The sequence below is a fragment of the Flavobacterium sp. genome, assembly GCF_044373165.1.
Lineage (GTDB): Bacteria > Bacteroidota > Bacteroidia > Flavobacteriales > Flavobacteriaceae > Flavobacterium.
Genome location: NZ_JBILQL010000045.1, coordinates 1 through 18,388 on the forward strand (window position 1 = coordinate 1; position 18,388 = coordinate 18,388).

Here is an 18,388-nt window from a genome sequence, read left to right on the forward strand (position 1 = left end):
GCTTCACCGCACTACCGTGTCCCGTTTTGAGTTGGGCAAAGGTCATCTCCCTCAACGTTCTAAAGTACTGTTGGGCGCCATGCTCAAATACATCCAATCGCCCGAAGCCAAGGCTCAACTGCCCGCAACGCTGGAAGAACAACAGGCACAGGAGGCCGTAACGCTTCAAAAACTGATTAAGGAAAACGAATACCAGTACGAGCGACTGAGCCGGAAACTGATTAAGGCACAGGCCAACTATGCTTATAACGAAAAAGCCACGAAGCTCTTGTATTTCCTAAGGGAACACGCCGCAGAACTGCCCGAAGTATCTCCGGATGTGTTGCCTCTTTTGGAGAATAGGGTGAAAGCTTCGCTCCAAAAACAAAGCAAAGCCGATGTGTTAGCTTTGGAACTGCAGGTCGATTTATTGGTGTATCAAAAAATGCTTTTGGAACGGAAACAGGACCAAATTGGGGCTAACGGCAATGAGAATAATGCTTCGCAAGTGTAACCACTAAGAGCACTAAGAAGGCACAAAGCACAGTAAGCCTTAGTGAACTTCGAGTTAAAACAAACCCTTTTCCAGCTAGCGTATTGGAACACGGATAACACAGATAAACACAGATAAAAAAATCCGTGAAAATCTGTTTAATCCCTGTAATCTGTGTGCTAAAAATCGAACCACTAATTACATGAAATCTTAGTGAACTTCGAGTTAAAATAAACCCTTTTTCCAGCTAGCGTATTGGAACACGGATAAAACGGATATTACGGATAAACACAGATAAAAAAATCCGTGAGAATCTGTTTAATCCGTGTAATCTGTGTGCTAAAAAATCGAACCACTAATTACATAAAATCTTAGTGAGCTTTGCGGTTAAATTCAGTGTTCAGTGTTCAGTAGGCAGTTATCCCTTATCCCTTTTTTACTTAGGTATTGTAGAGCACATTGTAAATCAGCGCTGTCGGGTTAGCAGCATACTTTGTTGTTATTGTGACTGTAACCATTTTATTAATTGTTCGGGGTCAGCGATACTCCAAGAAATAGGATGTTTTATATTATTAGGTTGTCTGTATCCTTTGTCTGTTGTTGTGACTAAAACAGCATTGGTATTTCCCAATCTCTGCAACTCATTAATCATCGCCGAATGGTCTGTAATATTATTATAGGAGATGTCGTAACCTCGTTCTTTTAATCCCCATTGAATATCAGGTTCACAGATTAGCATTATAGGTGTTTTAATCAAGTTTTTTATTGCTGTTTGTGTTGTGTCAGAAAATGAATAAGGAGAATTGGTATAAAAATTTTCTATTGCAGTTTTTGGTGTGCCCTTCATTTCTTTCTCAATTCTTTCTATCATATAAAAAACTTCTTGGTTTATTTTATCAGGATTTGATAGTCTAACAACTCTTTGGGCTGCATTATAATACCGTTCCCAATCAAGAGGTGAGGCTATTGCAAAAACGGCTTTTGGTTTTATGGCATAGTTGTTTTGAATAGATAACTCAGCATATTTTACGGCACAAGTTCCACCAATGGAAAACCCACCTATGAAAAAGTCTTTGTCTTTTAATTGGTATTTACTTACCACAACTTCTATTATTTCTTTTAACGATTGATGAGAAGGAGAATCACTTCCAAAGAAAGAAGAACCTGTCTTTAGAATTGGAATAATAGTTAATATACCATTTTGTGAAGCATATTTTGGTAGGTCTGTTTGTAGTAAAACATCTTTAGGTGAATTTATAAATGCGTCTAACAAAATCATATATGACTTCACTATGTCATTTTCTGGAAAAACCGCAACATACATATTCGTTGTGCTGTCATTAGCATTTAAGTAAACTGTCTCGATTCTCTGTCCATAAGAAACTATTGAAACAAAAAGCACCAGTAGGATAGTATTAATTTTCTTCATAGTTGAATGTCGTTTAAGCTTGCTGCTACCGGATTGCAGCTCGCAACAGCTGAGTCGATTTATTACTGTTGATTACAAATATAAACTCCTTTTTGAATTTTAATAGACCTCAAGTTAGTGGGCACGGATTCCTTAGACAGTCGCTTTGCTCGTGTGTAAATCCGCGCCAACGGTTTTTTTATTCATTTTTTACCCTCGTGGAATGAAGCATGTCTAATTTCCAGCCGTTTTCTGTTAAAATGGCGGTGGCACTTTCCAGCCAATACGCTTTTCTGATTATTTTATTATCAACCGTAAATTCCGCTTGGTTTTTGTAGGCAATCCATGCCGTTCCATTGGAGACTTTAACATCAATAATTTCAATTGTGTTTACTCGGGTAGGCATCGGTTTTTTAAGGATCGCTTTGTCTAAATATTGGGCAATAGTGTCATTATTCCATACTTCGCCATTTTCCAAAAGCAGAAAATCCTTGGTGTAAAATTTATTGATGTTTTTAGAATTTAATTCAGACCATATTTCGTCAAAAGATTTAATAATTAATGCTTTTAACTGCGATTCTTCAGGTTTAAGGGCACTTTGTCCAAAGGATATCGCTGTAAAACAGAGCCCCAAAATGATAGTATTGATTTTTTTCATTTTTCTTTTAAAAATTGCGTTAACTCTTGAATTCTATAATCTGCTTAAAACAACTGCGAATTCATAGGTAAGGACCATACAATCACCCATTTATTGCTTATATCTCAAACTTACAAAATTCCCCACCACCAACCAATTCCCATCAATAGGGATTATAAATCAAGTTATTAACATAAAATTCTTATCAATAGACCATCCTTCACAGTCAATCTCTGTGTCACAAGTCCTCACAAAAAAACCACCCACTTTCGCGAATGGTTTTTTACTTCGTACTTCGTACTTTTCACTTCGTACTTAATTATGAATTGCATCACAACAATGGTGCTCCATAAAACTCTCTGTTTCTTCGTGCCAAGGGAAAGCGGCGTTGTATTTGCTGTTTTCCCAATAGAATTTTTTACGGGCTTTAGGTTCGTTGCCTTCTTCGTTCATAGTATCGGCATTGTACATTCTACCATTGGCAATAGTATAGCGCAACGAGTTCGAGTTTTGAATGTTCTCCAACGGATTCTTATCTAAAACCAAAATATCTGCCAATTTACCTACTTCCAAGGAACCGATGTCTTTTCCGGCGCCTATATAGTTAGCAGCATTGATGGTGGCGGTTTTTAAGGTTTCTAAATTGCTCATGCCGCCTTGATTGATGCTCCACAATTCCCAATGCGCTCCCAAACCTTGCAATTGTCCGTGCGCACCCATATTGACTTTGACACCGTTATCAGCCAAAGCTTTTACAGATTTAGCAGTTAGGATATGGTCGTTTTCATATTCTTCTTCAGGTGCCATAGTGCGGAAACGTGCGCGTGAATCGATGATGCCTCTTGGCGTGAATTGCAGCAATTTTTTGTCTTCATAGACTTTGGTTTTTTGGTACCAATAATATTCGGCATTCAAACCTCCGTAATTTACAATCAAAGTAGGCGTGTAACCGACACCGCTTTTGCCCCAAAGTTCCAAAACATCTTTATAAACCGGAGTAATCGGAATGTTGTGTTCTACGCCGGTATGACCGTCAATCACCATGGTCATGTTATGGAAAAAGTTCGAACCGCCTTCGGGTACTACGTTAATACCTTCTTCACGAGCGGCTTGCAATACTTGTTGGCGTTGGTCGCGTCTTGGTTGGTTATAACTTTTTACTGATAAGGCACCGAATGCTTTGGTGCGTTTGATAGAAAATCGGGCATCCTCTAGGTCATTTACTACCGCTTTAAAATCGCCATCGGCACCATATAAAATAAATCCGGTTGAATAAATCCGTGGGCCAACAATAGCACCACTCTTTACCATCTCCGAAAGGGTGAATATCGATTCGGTATTGGAAGACGGATCGTGAGAAGTGGTTACGCCATAAGCCAAATTAGCATAAAATTGCCAATTTTGTTGGGTGGTCAGTCCATAACGGAAAGCACCTACGTGTGCGTGAGCATCAACCATTCCGGGTATTAAGGTTTTTCCGGTTAAGTCGTATACGCGAGCGTCGGCAGGAACGGTTACTTCGGTAGCTGTACCTAAGGCTTCAATGCGATTTTGGTTGATGATAAGCGTGCCTTTTTCTATGACTTTATCACCGTTCATTGTGATGATTCGGGCATTGGTTAAGGCCAACTTACCTTTGGGTTTGTCTGCTTTGGCGATTAAACCGATTTTGGTACCGTTGTCGGTTGGTTTTTGCACTTTTTCGGGCGAACCGGGCAAGAACGTAAAGCGGTCTTTGATATCGTTTACATAATAATTATCGCCAAGTGTCCACATTACTTTTTGGCTGTTAGCGGCCCAATGCAAATTAATTCCGGCATCTTTCGACAATTCAGATACAGGAACGGCAGTAGTTTTATTGTCTAAATCGGCTTCCTGACCGTTCATATTTAAGGGTGCTACATAGGCTTTGTGCAAATGCATAAAAGCAATCCATTGGTTATCAGGGCTAGGCACTAATCTATTGGCGTATTTGGCTTTGACATGTGTTCTTTCGTCTTTACCATTCAAATCCACGCTCTTCAATTCTTTGGTCAAACTACCGAAAAACACACCGCCGGTTTGGAAAAATATGCGGTTACCGTCTTTGGTAAACAATGGGTATTCGCCATTAGAGCCAATAAATTTGGCTTTACCACCGATACTGCTCATAGTGTAAAGTCCGGGTTTTTTTGCAAAAGATAATCCTTGGTCCAAGTTGCCGTCTTCTTTTCTATACACTATGGTTTTGCCATCGGGTGATAGGGAAGGTGTTCTGTATATTCCTTTTTCGTTAGTGAGTTTTATCGAATTTTTGCCGTCTAAACCAATTCTTCTGATACTGCCCAATTCGGTATCATTCCAAGTTACATAAACAATACTTTTGCTGTCGGCAGTAAAAGAGGGTTCGGCTTCAAAATCGGTTCCACCGGTTAAACGTTTCGGAGTTCCATTAGGCAATGCTTTAGTCCATATATAGCCCAAAGCTCTGAAAGCTAAAGTTTTTCCATCCGGTGAAGTTACCGCATCGCGTATCATTTTCACTGTAAATTCATCATCGGCAATAGGGGTATTGAAATGCACTCTGTCGGCCACTTCAATCGCCACATCCACAGTAAACGGAATATTAGTTACACTTAAAGTTTTGGTATTGATTTTATTGATTTTACCACCAAACCAAATAATAACCTCTTCGTTATTCGGCATCCAATTGAAATTAGGATATACCCCAAATAAAGCCCAAGCGGTTTGTTGGTCTTTGTCGAGTTTGTCAAACACCGGCCATTCTTCTCCGGTTTCTAAATCGTGTAAGTATAAAACCGTGCTGGTTCCGATTCTTTTGATGAAAGCTAATTTCTTTCCATCGGGAGACACTTGAGGTCTTGCTGCGCCACCCGGTCCGCCGGTAATGGTTTCAATTTTTCCGGTTTCGAATTCGTAGCGTTTAATGACGTAAATTTCGTTGTGCGGATCTTTGTTGTATTGGAAATAACCGCCAGGATAAATATCTTCGCTAAAGTACAGGTATTTTCCGTCTTTGGAAATATTAGGCTCATTAACGTCTTGTTGGTCGTTTTTGCGTTTGGTTAATTGTACGCCGCTTCCGCCACTGATATGGTATTGCCACATTTCACCGGCACCGGCAGAACGTTGGGAGGTAAAGTTTTTACGGCCTACCAAATAATTCCCGTCAGGCATCCAAGCCGGATTGCTCATCAGCCGGAAATCTTCTTTAGAAATTTGTTTGGCATTACTACCATCGGCATTCATTATCCAAAGGTTATCGCCACCACCGGCATCGCTGGTAAAAGCAATTTTCTTCCCATCCGGACTAAAACGGGGTTGGATTTCAAATGGAATACCCGAACGCAATACTTTGGCTTTGCCACCGGAAATCGACATGGTATAAATATCGCCCAACAAATCGAAAACGATAGTCGTTCCGTCCGGACTGACATCTAAGTTCATCCAAGTGCCTTCGGAAGTGGTGAAGTTTTGGGTTTTGTAATTAAAAGTATCACCGGGTTTGGCAACCTCCCATTTTGGGGTTTCGGTTTTTTCTTGTGCATTGGCTATGCTGAAAGTTACTGCAATAAGTAATAAAGAAATTTTTCTGTATATCATGAGTTGTTGTTTGTACTTCAATGCATAAAAGTAATTAAATAAATGGACAAGTTAAAAAGGAAAAGGGATAAGAAACTAAAACTTTTTCCTTATCCCTTTTCTTTAAACCCTTACGAATTCAACCGGTTCAGTTTACTGTTCTTGTAACCGTATAAGAAATAAACGATTAGACCTATCACCAACCAAATACCAAACCATTGCCAGTTGGATACGGCCATTCCGGTTAATAAATAACAACAAGAAACTAATCCTAATAAAGGAATCAAGGACAAGTTTTTGAGAAAAGCCAATACCGCCATTACTAAACATAAAATGATAAACACTACCATAGGAGCGTTTTCGGCAAAAAAGTTGTCAGAATAACTAAAGGTTTTCGGGAAGAATGTCGGTAAAAAGTATTGCACCGCCCCAAACGCACCCAAACAAATCAAAGGAAAAATATACTTCGAATTGATATACGGAATTCTGAACTTTCCTTTGGTAGCGCGTTCGGCCAATTCGGCTTCACTTTGAGGAGACAACATCAACACACCACCACAAACTAATACAAAAGCAAATAAAGTTCCGATACTGGTAAAATCGAGTACAAAGTTTTCATCGGTAAAGAAAATCGGAATGCCTACCACCAATCCGGTCACTATGGTTGCGAATCCGGGGGTTTTGTGTTTAGGGTGAATTTCGGAAAATTTCTTTGGCATTAATCCGTCTCGACTCATGGTCATCCAAATTCGCGGTTGTCCCATTTGGAAAACCAACATCACACTGGTCATGGCCACAACTGCGGCGATAGATACAATAAATAACATCCATTTTACACCTTTCAAAGCAAAGATTTCTGCTAACGGATCGCTCACGCCCAACAAATCATATTTTACCATACCAGTCAATACCAAAGCGAGAATGATGTAGACAATTGTACAAATCACTAAGGAATAAATCATACCGCGAGGCAAATCGCGTTGTGGGTTTTTGCTTTCTTCGGCTAGGGTTGACACCGCATCAAATCCAATGTAAGCAAAGAAAACAGCGGAAACACCGGCCATTACACCACCAAATCCATTAGGCATAAACGGTGTCCAGTTATCGATGTCAACATACATTGCCCCTACAATAATGACTAAAATGATAATGGCTAATTTGATGTATACCATCGCATTGCTGAAGTTTTTAGATTCTTTGGTACCTTTATAAACCAAATAAGTAATCAGCACATTAATCACTACAGCCGGTAAATCAAAAATGATTCTTAATCCGCCAAGTGTTGGTGCGGTATTCCAAGCCGTCAAGCCTTCTCCGGGTTTATTGGCTAATAAAGCATCTTGAGCGGATTTGTAATTTATAGTCAACCATTCGGGTAAATGGATGTGGAAACTTTCCAGTAAATTGGTAAAATAACCACTCCAAGAAAATGCAATGTAAATGTTGCCGATGGAGTATTCCATCAATAGAGCCCAACCGATTATCCAAGCAAATAATTCTCCGAAAGAGACATAGGCATAAGTGTAAGCACTACCGGAAACCGGCACACGAGAGGCAAATTCTGCATAGCACATAGCCGTAAAGCCACAAGCGATAGCGCAAATGATGTACAAAATCACCACGCCAGGACCGCCTGAAAAACAAGCGTTTCCTATTGCACTAAAGGTTCCGCCACCTATGATGGCCGCTATTCCAAAAAAGGTTAAGTCTTTTACGGTAAGGACTTTGTTTAAACCCGAATGTTCTCCGTCGCCACCTTCTTTTAAAATTACAGACGTCGATTTTTTTCGGAACAGGTTGGATAATGACATAGTTTTGGTTGCGTTATGTTAAGTAAAAAACAAATATAAGATAAGATAACAAAAATCATGTTTTTAATCTTATTTTTTAAATACGTTTGTCTCGAATTTTGGATAAAGCCAAAGGCATTGAATCAATTAAAAAAATATAATCAAAGGTGCTTTTTTTAAAAAGAGTAACGGAGTACCTTTGCCCCTCGAAAAAAATAACATTTAATCCATACACATTATGTCATTAGTAGGTAAAAAATTCCCAAACATTTCGGTAGATGCCATCTCACACAAAGGAGAAAATTTAAGAATCAACGTGCTTGAAGAAGCGACCCAAAACAACAAGAAAGTGCTTTTATTTTGGTACCCGAAAGATTTCACTTTTGTATGCCCGACTGAATTACACGCTTTCCAAACCGCTATTGGTGAGTTTGAAAACAGAAACACCATCGTTATCGGTGCTTCTTGTGATACCAATGAAGTGCACTTTGCCTGGTTGAATACGCCAAAAAATAACGGTGGAATACAAGGGGTTACTTATCCTTTAATTGCCGATACTACCAGAAATTTATCAGCTGCGTTAGATATTTTAGACGCCGAATGGGTTTATAATGCGGAGTTGAATGACGAAATATTAGAAGGTTCTAACGTGACTTTCAGAGCTACTTATTTAATAGATGAAACCGGTAAAATATTCCACGAAAGTGTAAACGATATGCCATTGGGAAGAAATGTAAACGAGTTTTTAAGACTGATTGATGCTTACACTCACGTGCAAACTGTCGGTGAAGTTTGTCCGGCCAATTGGAATAAAGGACAAGAAGCTATGACTGCTGACCGTTTGAGCACCGCTGCTTATTTAAGTCAAAATTAATTAGACCCTGAATAATACAAGAACGTCCCGATTATTCGGGACGTTTTTTTATGGTGTAAAAACCGATTTGTAATTGTGCCAATACCGCCAAATCAGAAACAAATTACCTAAGAAAAGGGCAGCGGCAATAGGTAAAGTTTCGGGCGACATGAAATAATTGATCAATAAAATATTCAAGGTCACCGGAAGAATAACAATATTAGCCAAAGTCACAAATTTTCCGGTTACATACGACAAACCACATAATAATTCAACCGCTTTGGCTAACGGAATCAAATAAACTGAAGCGACCAATCCGGTATTAAACGCTTTAAAATTTCCGGTGGCTTCGGTTTCGGGAGCTAATTTCAAAAAGAAACTGATAGAGGCAAACAGTAAAAAGAGTCCGATTAAGACTCGGATAATTGTGGTGGCTAATTTCATATTTTTTACAGTTTTGAGTTGTTCTATCAAAGTTAGTTAAAAAAGTTACGGTAGATAGTTTTTGAGGTAATTATTTCATTGCCAATTATTTGTGTCTTATCTGACCGAAAAAGAAAATCATCTTTTTTTATTGTATTTTTGGAATTCTAAAAGTACACTCGTTGAGAACCGTTGTCACTAAAAAAATAAACAAGACTTCTTTATTTAAAAATCAATTACTGAATTGGGCACAACAATTCAACGAGGTCGTTTTTTTAGATGCTAACCACTATCACCAACAATACTCGAGTTATGACTGTATTTTAGCGGTTGATGCTTTTACTTCAGTAAAGACCGATTATGTCAATGCATTTGAGGATTTAAAACAATACCAACAACAAACTAAAGATTGGTTGTTCGGTTATCTTTCTTATGATTTAAAAAACGATACAGAAGATTTGACTTCCGGCAATTTTGACGGTTTGGATTTTCCCGATTTGTTTTTCTTCCAACCCAAAAAGTTGTTTTTGCTGAAAGAAAATGTTTTGGAGATTCAGTATTTACGTTTGTGCGACGACGAAATCGAATCCGATTTTGAAGACATATTTACTTACCGACAACCGACAACCGACAACCGACAACCAACCATACAACAACGCATTGCTAAAGAAAGCTATTTGGAGAAAGTAACCGAAATGCTTTCCCACATCCATCGCGGAGATATTTACGAAGCCAATTTTTGTATGGAATTTTATGCCGAAAACGCTTGTATTGAACCGGTGGACATTTATTTTAAGTTGAATGCCATTTCTCATCCGCCGTTTGCGACATACTTCAAGCACAACCATCAGTATTTGCTTTGTGCTTCGCCGGAACGTTATCTGCGGAAAGAAGGGAACAAAGTCATTTCTCAACCCATCAAAGGAACCGCCAAACGCCATTCGGATAAAGAGTTGGATGAACAATCTAAATCCGACTTGGCTCAAAATCCCAAAGAACGTTCCGAAAATATCATGATCGTCGACTTGGTTCGCAACGATTTATCACACACGGCTACCAAAGGTTCTGTTGTGGTAGAAGAATTATGCGGTATTTATTCTTTCGAGCAGGTGCATCAAATGATTTCTACAGTAGTTGCTACAGTAGAAAATTCAACTTCACCTATAGCAATTTTAAAAAGCACTTTTCCCATGGGCAGCATGACCGGAGCGCCTAAAATTTCCGCCATGAAAATCATCGAGGATTTAGAAGAAACCAAACGCGGTTTGTACAGCGGTGCCGTTGGTTATTTTACGCCTAACAACGACTTCGATTTCAATGTAGTAATCCGAAGTATTTTATACAATGCGCAAAACAAGTATTTGTCTTTTTCGGTAGGAAGTGCCATTACTTCGCAAGCCGATCCGGAACAAGAATACGAGGAGTGTTTGTTGAAAGCTAAGGCGATGTTCGAGGTTTTAAGTAAATAAATATGCAGTTGGAATTACTTTCGAAATAATGATTTAAATATTTTTACATTTACAATTAGTCATTAATTACTTTTAAAATGAAAAAAAATCTAACCATATTGCTGGTGCTCTTCTGTCAGTATATTTTTTCCCAGGAGCAACCGGTCAACCTCTTTAAATTAAATTTTTGTCCATTAACGTTAGATGATTTAAGAAAAATGGATCCTGAAATAAAACTGGTGGCAATTGATCAAAAAGATTTTTGCAAAGAATATGCTACTGAAGACGGTAATCCGGAAATTAAATTTGGCTATAAAAGCAGATTATTTCCCGGTGTTAGATTCTATGAACCAAAAAATGGTCAAAATGTAATTCAAAAGATACATTTAACCAAAGAATTTAAAGGGTACTTGCCGGACGGAAAATATATAGAAATGAAAGCTTTAACCGTTTCAAAAATGCTTACTATGTATACTGCGCGAATTGAGATGACACCCAATAAGTGTTTTCGTTATTATGAAATGATTAAAGATGATGGAAGTGATATTGTTTTGAAAATTTACAAGACAAACACAGTGATTCAAGATGTTAGCCAAGTAATCAATCAGGAACAGTTGACACAATCAATTGATGTTTTTTTTGAATGTTCTTATAATCATGTAAATGAAAATCTAAAACCACTTTACATTATTGACGGAAAAGAAACTTCAGAAAAAGAGTATATGGCTTTGGATTCCGACAGAATTAAGTCGGTTAATGTAATCAAAGGAAATAATGCTGAAATAAAATATGGCATAAAAGCAAAAAACGGTGCCATAGAAATAAAAACGAAGTAGATTACTACCTTTGAATATGCTGTCAAAATTCCAAAACCACCTGAATACAAACCTTTCCTTTCTTAAAGGGAAAAAGTTGTTATTGGCTGTAAGCGGCGGTATCGATAGTATGGTTTTGGTCAATTTATGCCATCAATTCCAACTTGATTTTACCATAGCGCATTGTAATTTTCAATTGCGTGGCGAAGAAAGCAACGAAGATGAAAATTTTGTAAAACTCCAAATGGAGAAATTCCAAATACCAATCTTTACAGAGCGCTTCGACACCAAAGCTTTTGCCGAAAAAAATAAGCTTTCCATTCAGGTCGTGGCCCGAAACCTGCGCTACGAATGGTTTTATACGCTGTTAGCCAACCATAATTTCGATTATATTTTAACTGCGCATCATCTCGATGACAGTTTAGAGACTTTCTTAATCAATTTCACCCGCGGTTCCGGTATTGAAGGTTTAATAGGCATTCCGGAACAAAACGATAAGATTGTCCGACCGCTGTTGGTTTTCTCTCAAAAAGAAATTGCAACTTATGCTGCCGAAAATAACATTCCATGGCGTGAAGACAGCAGCAACGCATCGGATAAATACCTGCGTAACAAGTTGCGTCATGACGTGATTCCGGTTTTAAAAGCACTCAATCCGAGTTTGTTGGCTTCTTTTAACAATACGATTACCCATTTGAAACAAACCCAATCTTTAGCAGAAGACGCAGTTAAGAGTTTGTATCAAAAAGTGGTCAATGAAGAGGATAATCATGCCGTAATCGACCTTGATAAGTTGCTGAAATACCGAAATTACAAAGCCTATTTGTACGAATGGCTGCAACCTTTCGGCTTTTCGGATTGGACAGCCGTATACGATTTGTTGGTGGCACAATCGGGTAAGCAAGTCTTGTCGGATTCCCATATTTTACTGAAAAACAGAAATGTTTTGCTATTATTTACCAAGCAAACCAGAGTGAGTGAGGAAATGTATTGGATTCCAAAAGACCAAGCCGAAGTTAAAGTTCCCTTAAAAATGAGCTTTTGTAACGTAAGTGACATTTCGAATCAATCGAGTAATGTTATCTTTGTCGATGAAGATTTGCTGCAGTTTCCTTTAACCTTAAGACGTTGGCAAGAAGGTGATGTTATCCAACCTTCAGGTATGAGCGGGAAAAAGAAATTGAGTAAGTTTTTCAAAGACGAAAAATATTCTCTTTTGGATAAAGCTAACGTTTGGTTGCTTTGTTCCGATGATAAAATTGTTTGGATAGTAGGGAAAAGACCCGATGAAAGGTTTATAGCTACAGCCAACACCACCAAAATTTTAAAAATTAATTACGAAGCCTAATGAAGAAAGTACTTTTTTTGCTTTTCAGTTTTTTTACACTACTCACTGCTCAAGGCCAAATGGTCAATCCTGTAAAATGGACGAGCCGTGTAGAGAAAATCAGTGACACCGAATTCAATTTGGTTATGGAAGCCAAAATCGACGACGAATGGCACGTTTACTCTCAGTTTACTCCGGAAAACGGACCGCTGCCCGCAGAATTCAAGTTCAAAGACGCGAAAGGCAATTATGAACTCATCGGGAAAGTCAAAGAAAGTCCGTATAAAAAACAATACAACGATGTTTTTGAAGTAGACGAATATTACTTCGAAAAGAAAGCGACCTTCATCCAAAAAATCAAGGCAATCAATCCGAAAATCACCACCATCAAAGCTTCGGTTGATTACCAAGTTTGTAAAGAAGTGTGTATCAATCAAGACAATACGTTTACGTTTCAATTGCCTAAAATCACTATAGCTGAGACTGTAGTTACTCCTGAAGTTAAGGATACTGTTAGCGTAAATACAATAAAAGATGCCACACAAGAATCAGCTCCAAACAAAACAACTACACTGTTAAAATCCAAACCGGAAGAACAAAAAGGGCTGTGGACTATTTTTATTTTGGCCTTTTTAGGTGGTTTTGCCGCTTTGTTAACCCCTTGTGTGTTTCCAATGATTCCGATGACGGTGAGCTTCTTTACCAAACAAAGTAAAAACAAAGCCGAAGGCAAAAGAAACGCCATTTTATACGGTTTGTCAATCATTATTATATATGTTATTTTAGGCTCGCTTGTTACGGCCGTTTTTGGTTCGGATGCTTTGAATGCGTTATCGACTAACGTTTGGTTTAATTTGATATTTTTCTTCTTATTAATCTTTTTCGCCGCTTCCTTCTTGGGTGCTTTCGAAATTGTATTGCCGAATTCTTGGGCTAACAAAGTCGACCGCCAAGCGGATAGAGGCGGATTTATTGGGATTTTATTCATGGCTTTGGCCTTGGCTATTGTTTCGTTTTCTTGTACCGGACCCATCATTGGAACGCTTCTAGTAGAAGCAGCTTCCAAAGGTGGATTGGCACCAATCGTGGGAATGGTTGGTTTTTCCTTAGCCTTAGCGTTGCCGTTCATGTTGTTTGCCATGTTCCCGGGTTGGATGAATTCGTTACCCAAATCGGGTGGTTGGTTGAATACCGTAAAAGTCTCGTTAGGCTTTTTAGAATTGGCTTTGGCCTTTAAATTTTTGTCTAAAGCAGATTTGGTGACCCAATCTCATTGGCTGCCGAGAGAATTATTCTTAGCCATATGGATAGCCGTTTTCGGAGCTTGGGCGTTGTATTTGTTTGGGAAAATTACCTTGCCACACGACAGTCAGTTATCACATATTTCAGTTGGTCGATTGTTTATGGCGTTGTTGGTGACTTCCTTTACCTTTTACTTAATTCCCGGTTTATGGGGTGCGCCTTTAAAAGTGCTTTCCGGTTTCCCACCGCCTTTGTACTACAGTGAAAGTCCTGATGGTGTTGGCGGAAGTGCTGCTGTAGTAGATACCGGCGAAAAGCTTCCTGAACATACCAAAAAGATATCCCACGGTTTAATCACCTTTTTAGACTACGAAGCCGGTATGGCGTATGCTAAGAAAGTAAACAAGCCTGTATTACTTGATTTTACCGGTCACGGTTGTGAAAACTGCCGAAAAATGGAAGATTATGTATGGTCGGATAAAGAAGTACTAAATATTCTTAAAAACGATTTAGTGTTGATTTCTTTGTATGTAGACGAGAAAAAAGAATTGCCGGAAAACGAAAAATACGTTTCCAAACAAACCGGAAAAGAGATTGAAACAGTTGGGAATAAATGGAGTGATTTTCAAATTACCCGTTACCAAACCAATACACAACCGCAATATTTAATCCTCGACTTAGAAGGCAATACCATTTCCGACGGTTCTACGAGTTATGATCCTGAAGTGGAAAAATACAAGGATTGGTTGCTCGACGGCATAGCCAAATTCAAATAATTAAAAATCCCGATGCAGTCGGGATTTTTGTTTTTTATAGCTTTTCTGACGCAACTTAAATGCTTTTTGACTATCTTCACTGTAAACCTAATCAATATGAAAAAAATCCTTTCCTTGTTTTTACTGCTTTTTTTAGCGGTAAATTTTTCCTCCTGTGAGTCAAACGATGGCGGAAATCAGAATTCAGGCCCGAATGACGAAACCTTTTCTCAAAACTTCGGAAATGAAGTCAGCCGAGATTTTATTGGGCAAGTAGTTGATACCAATAACGATCCTATACAAGGGGTAACCATTAAAATTGGTTCCTCAACGACACAAACCGATGTTAATGGTGTTTTTATGCTCAATGGTGCCAATGTAAATCAACGATTCGCTTTCATCAAAGCCACAAAATCAGGATACATTGACGGTTCGCGCTCGATGGTGCCTACTACAGGAAAAAACAATGTCAAAATCATGTTGTTGCCCAATTCTCCTATAGAAACTATTCAATCGGGTGTCAATAGCGAAGTGTCTATTTATTCGGGAACCAAAGTGGTTTTTGATGGTGCTTTTCAAGATGCTAATGGCAACAATTATAACGGTGCGGTTCAAGTTTCCATGTTTCATTTAACACCAACAGATGAAAACATTAACCAATTGATGCCCGGTATGTTGTACGCACAAACTGAGACAAATCAACAAGCGGTTTTAGAAACTTTCGGAATGATTAATGTGGAATTGCGTGGCAGTGGCGGACAAAAATTAAATCTTAAAGAAGGACATACCGCCGAAATTACTATGCGAATCGATGACAGCCAATTGGCAACAGCACCTAATACCATTCCTTTATGGCATTTTGATGAAGAGAAAGGCTATTGGAAACAAGAGGGTGTTGCTACAAAAGTAGGGAACAAATACGTGGGTGAAGTATCGCATTTTTCTTGGTGGAATTGTGATGTGCTATTTCCGGTAGTTACCTTAACAGTCACTGTAGTAGATGCTAATGGCAACGGAATCTCAAACGTTGGCGTTGGATTAATTGCTAATGGAAATACTTGGCCGGTAATGGGTTACACTAACAACAATGGTCAAGTTTCAGGCTTGGTTCCGTCCAATCAAACCATGGTTCTGAATGTTTATCCGGATTACTACAGTTGTAATTCAAGCAATGTTATTTACACCACTTCTATAGGACCCTTTACTGCCAATACAACTTTGCCAAACATTGTGATCAATAATTCTCCAACGACTATTAGCTCCAATGTAGTTGGAAATTTAGTAAAATGTAACAATACCAATGTCACAAACGGATACGTAATCTTAAACAGAGCCGGAGGTTACTCTGTTTCACCTGTAACCAATGGCGCTTTCAGCTTTAATGAAATTTATTGTCCAAGTAATACTCAGTTCACTTTAAAAGGATTTGATTTGGATAATCTTCAGCAAACGGATTCTATCGCTTATAATTTTACAGCGCCAATTACTACTATTGGAAATCTCCAGGCTTGTACCGCTGTCGATGAATTTATTTCTTACCAAATTGACGGTGGTTCTCCGGTGTTTTTTATTCAGCAAGTAAGTGGCGGTACAACATCTCAGGGAACAATTAATCAGAATAGTTTATACCTCAATGCTTCCTCAACAACAGGAGGTTTATATATTTGGGGTAATACCAATGTTCCTGGAGTATATACTACAGCCCAATTTTCTATGGAAGGCAATGGAGTAGGTTATATAGCATCAACTACAACCAATACTATTCAGTTTAATTTAAATCAGGTGGGTGCTATTGGTCAATATATCGATATGACTTTCAGCGGCACTTTTACAGATAGTACGGGATTGCATACCTTAACCGGTGTGGCTCACGTTATACGAGATAATTAATTTATAACAATTACCATAAAAAAGCCCCGAATTTTTCGGGGCTTTTTTTATCCTAAAATCTCACTGACTTCACTTTTCAAAAAGGCGAGTGCCACATTGGTGGCGACTTCATCCTGCAATAAGTTGCTCAGGATTTTTTCTCTCAATTCATCGGCACTTTTTACGGTATCATCAGCAGTGGCTTTCCGTATGTTTTGAATAATGGTGTTTTTAGCGGTTATAATCATCGTCCAACAGTCATCGGATATATACACTTGCTGTGTCAAATTGTGTTCAAATTCTTGCTCGATGTGTCGAATGATGAGGTTTTGGTACTCTTCTTTATTCGTCCCTAAAGGCGCTACACGAATCAGCAACTTAGCCGGATTAATGCGCTCTAAAAACAAAGCCATTCTTTCATAAGCCTGCAATCGCAAAGGCAACGCTTGTTTTTGATTTTCTTTTTGCAACAACCAACGGCGCGTATGTTGTTGGTCTTTGAAATAACTGTCAAACAAATAATACGCCACACCACCGGTTACCAGCGACGGAACAGTATACATCAGTAACTCAAGTATTTTATCTGCATTCATAGGGATATCGACTAAAAATTGTTGACAAATATAATAGAAATACGCCATATACTGTATTGCAATTCAACAGAAGTAACCTTAAATTTGTTCCTTACGATTATTAGCCTTAGTGCCTCAGAACCTTAGCAACTTAGTACCTGAAATGCAACAATACATTGCCCAACTCAACGAAGCCCAACAAGCACCGGTTTTTCAAAAAGACGGTCCGATGATTATTATAGCCGGCGCCGGTTCGGGTAAAACGCGGGTGTTGACGGTTCGTATATCTTATTTGATGAGTTTAGGAGTGGATGCTTTTAATATTTTGGCCCTAACCTTTACTAACAAAGCCGCACGCGAAATGAAAAAGCGTATTTCGGATATTGTTGGGAATAACGAAGCCAAGAACCTTTGGATGGGAACCTTTCACTCGGTGTTTGCTAAAATATTGCGTATTGAAGCGGAAAAACTCGGTTATCCGTCGAATTTTACCATTTATGATACCCAAGACAGTGTGCGATTGATTTCGGCCATCATCAAAGAAATGCAATTGGACAAGGACATTTACAAACCCAAACAAGTTTACGGTCGGATTTCTTCATACAAAAACTCTTTAATTACGGTTAAAGCCTATTTCAATAATCCTGAGTTGATGGAAGCCGATGCCATGAGCAAAAAGCCACGCATGGGTGAAATTTACCAGCAATATGTAGAACGTTGCTTCAAAAGCGGTGCTATGGATTTTGACGATTTGTTGCTTAAAACTAACGAATTGTTGAATCGTTTTCCGGATGTTTTGGCCAAATACCAGGATAGATTCCGATATATTTTAGTCGATGAGTACCAAGACACCAACCATTCGCAATACTTAATTGTAAGGGCTTTGTCAGACAGGTTCCAAAATATTTGTGTGGTAGGCGATGATGCTCAGAGTATTTATGCTTTTCGTGGTGCCAACATCAATAATATTCTGAATTTCCAAAAAGATTACGACAACGTAAAAACCTATCGATTGGAGCAAAACTACCGTTCTACCAAGAACATAGTAGAAGCGGCCAATTCGATTATCGATAAAAACAAAACCAAACTCGACAAAGTGGTGTGGACGGCCAACGATTTTGGTCCGAAAATAAAAGTCCACCGCAGCATAACCGACGGAGAAGAAGGCCGATTTGTAGCCGGAGAAATTTTTGAT

Annotated in this window: 14 protein-coding genes; 8 read left to right on the forward strand and 6 right to left on the reverse strand. The window is 38.7% G+C overall.

The features are described 5' to 3' along the window. Positions 1-493: hypothetical protein (locus tag ACIQ32_RS07370; protein WP_396195044.1), on the forward strand; the 493-nt coding region annotated here is incomplete at its 5' end. Between the two features lie 478 nt (positions 494-971). On the opposite strand, the gene ACIQ32_RS07375 is transcribed toward ACIQ32_RS07370, so the two are convergent. The 4 genes from ACIQ32_RS07375 to ACIQ32_RS07390 all read right to left on the reverse strand — a co-directional run bounded on the left by ACIQ32_RS07375 (position 972) and on the right by ACIQ32_RS07390 (position 7,910). Continuing rightward, positions 972-1,901, reverse strand: a complete 930-nt coding sequence (locus ACIQ32_RS07375) for an alpha/beta hydrolase (protein WP_396195045.1) — start codon at positions 1,899-1,901, stop codon at positions 972-974. Between the two features lie 178 nt (positions 1,902-2,079). Then, positions 2,080-2,538, reverse strand: coding sequence for a DUF4440 domain-containing protein (locus ACIQ32_RS07380; protein ID WP_396195046.1), 459 nt, complete (start codon positions 2,536-2,538; stop codon positions 2,080-2,082). Positions 2,539-2,832: 294 nt separating this feature from the next. After that, complete coding sequence (locus tag ACIQ32_RS07385) at positions 2,833-6,120, reverse strand: amidohydrolase family protein (RefSeq protein ID WP_396195047.1); 3,288 nt, start codon at positions 6,118-6,120, stop codon at positions 2,833-2,835. A 110-nt stretch (positions 6,121-6,230) separates the two neighbouring features. Continuing rightward, positions 6,231-7,910 carry an amino acid permease gene (locus tag ACIQ32_RS07390; RefSeq protein WP_396195048.1) on the reverse strand — a complete coding sequence of 560 codons (1,680 nt, stop codon included), beginning with the start codon at positions 7,908-7,910 and terminating at the stop codon, positions 6,231-6,233. Between the two features lie 217 nt (positions 7,911-8,127). Here ACIQ32_RS07390 and ACIQ32_RS07395 point away from each other — a divergent pair, with 217 nt between their 5' ends. After that, complete coding sequence (locus ACIQ32_RS07395) at positions 8,128-8,763, forward strand: peroxiredoxin (protein WP_396195049.1); 636 nt, start codon at positions 8,128-8,130, stop codon at positions 8,761-8,763. A gap of 48 nt (positions 8,764-8,811) precedes the next feature. Here the strand turns inward: ACIQ32_RS07395 and ACIQ32_RS07400 are convergent, their stop codons facing one another. Then, positions 8,812-9,186 (reverse strand): DoxX family protein, encoded by a 375-nt coding sequence (locus tag ACIQ32_RS07400; RefSeq protein WP_396195050.1) that lies wholly within the window; start codon positions 9,184-9,186, stop codon positions 8,812-8,814. A 161-nt stretch (positions 9,187-9,347) separates the two neighbouring features. On the opposite strand from ACIQ32_RS07400, the gene ACIQ32_RS07405 reads away from it, so the two are divergent. From ACIQ32_RS07405 to ACIQ32_RS07425, 5 genes are all read left to right on the forward strand, one after another. Then, entirely contained in the window at positions 9,348-10,634 is a 1,287-nt protein-coding gene (locus ACIQ32_RS07405) for an anthranilate synthase component I family protein (RefSeq protein ID WP_396195051.1), read from the forward strand. A 77-nt stretch (positions 10,635-10,711) separates the two neighbouring features. After that, positions 10,712-11,449, forward strand: a complete 738-nt coding sequence (locus ACIQ32_RS07410; protein ID WP_396195052.1) for a hypothetical protein — start codon at positions 10,712-10,714, stop codon at positions 11,447-11,449. Between the two features lie 16 nt (positions 11,450-11,465). Further along, on the forward strand, positions 11,466-12,776 hold the full coding sequence (gene tilS, locus ACIQ32_RS07415) for a tRNA lysidine(34) synthetase TilS (RefSeq protein ID WP_396195053.1): 1,311 nt from the start codon (positions 11,466-11,468) through the stop codon (positions 12,774-12,776). Then, positions 12,776-14,773 (forward strand): cytochrome c biogenesis protein CcdA, encoded by a 1,998-nt coding sequence (locus ACIQ32_RS07420; protein WP_396195054.1) that lies wholly within the window; start codon positions 12,776-12,778, stop codon positions 14,771-14,773. The genes tilS and ACIQ32_RS07420 overlap by 1 nt, the downstream gene beginning before the upstream one ends. 96 nt (positions 14,774-14,869) lie before the next feature. Continuing rightward, positions 14,870-16,642: a hypothetical protein gene (locus tag ACIQ32_RS07425; RefSeq protein ID WP_396195055.1), complete on the forward strand. Its 1,773-nt coding sequence runs from the start codon at positions 14,870-14,872 to the stop codon at positions 16,640-16,642. Between the two features lie 47 nt (positions 16,643-16,689). Here ACIQ32_RS07425 and ACIQ32_RS07430 read toward each other — a convergent pair whose 3' ends face one another. Next, complete coding sequence (locus ACIQ32_RS07430) at positions 16,690-17,262, reverse strand: hypothetical protein (protein WP_396195056.1); 573 nt, start codon at positions 17,260-17,262, stop codon at positions 16,690-16,692. 94 nt (positions 17,263-17,356) lie between these two features. Here ACIQ32_RS07430 and ACIQ32_RS07435 point away from each other — a divergent pair. Further along, a partial coding sequence (locus tag ACIQ32_RS07435) for an ATP-dependent helicase (RefSeq protein ID WP_396195057.1) occupies positions 17,357-18,388 on the forward strand: 1,032 nt, incomplete at its 3' end.

What these genes read in the sequence shown, in the direction of transcription:
- ACIQ32_RS07375 (WP_396195045.1), bottom strand. Translation starts at nt 1,901, where the DNA reads ATGAAGAAAATTAATACTATCCTACTGGTGCTTTTTGTTTCAATAGTT.
- ACIQ32_RS07380 (WP_396195046.1), bottom strand. Translation starts at nt 2,538, where the DNA reads ATGAAAAAAATCAATACTATCATTTTGGGGCTCTGTTTTACAGCGATA.
- ACIQ32_RS07385 (WP_396195047.1), bottom strand. Translation starts at nt 6,120, where the DNA reads ATGATATACAGAAAAATTTCTTTATTACTTATTGCAGTAACTTTCAGC.
- ACIQ32_RS07390 (WP_396195048.1), bottom strand. Translation starts at nt 7,910, where the DNA reads ATGTCATTATCCAACCTGTTCCGAAAAAAATCGACGTCTGTAATTTTA.
- ACIQ32_RS07395 (WP_396195049.1), top strand. Translation starts at nt 8,128, where the DNA reads ATGTCATTAGTAGGTAAAAAATTCCCAAACATTTCGGTAGATGCCATC.
- ACIQ32_RS07400 (WP_396195050.1), bottom strand. Translation starts at nt 9,186, where the DNA reads ATGAAATTAGCCACCACAATTATCCGAGTCTTAATCGGACTCTTTTTA.
- ACIQ32_RS07410 (WP_396195052.1), top strand. Translation starts at nt 10,712, where the DNA reads ATGAAAAAAAATCTAACCATATTGCTGGTGCTCTTCTGTCAGTATATT.
- tilS (WP_396195053.1), top strand. Translation starts at nt 11,466, where the DNA reads ATGCTGTCAAAATTCCAAAACCACCTGAATACAAACCTTTCCTTTCTT.
- ACIQ32_RS07420 (WP_396195054.1), top strand. Translation starts at nt 12,776, where the DNA reads ATGAAGAAAGTACTTTTTTTGCTTTTCAGTTTTTTTACACTACTCACT.
- ACIQ32_RS07425 (WP_396195055.1), top strand. Translation starts at nt 14,870, where the DNA reads ATGAAAAAAATCCTTTCCTTGTTTTTACTGCTTTTTTTAGCGGTAAAT.
- ACIQ32_RS07430 (WP_396195056.1), bottom strand. Translation starts at nt 17,262, where the DNA reads ATGGCGTATTTCTATTATATTTGTCAACAATTTTTAGTCGATATCCCT.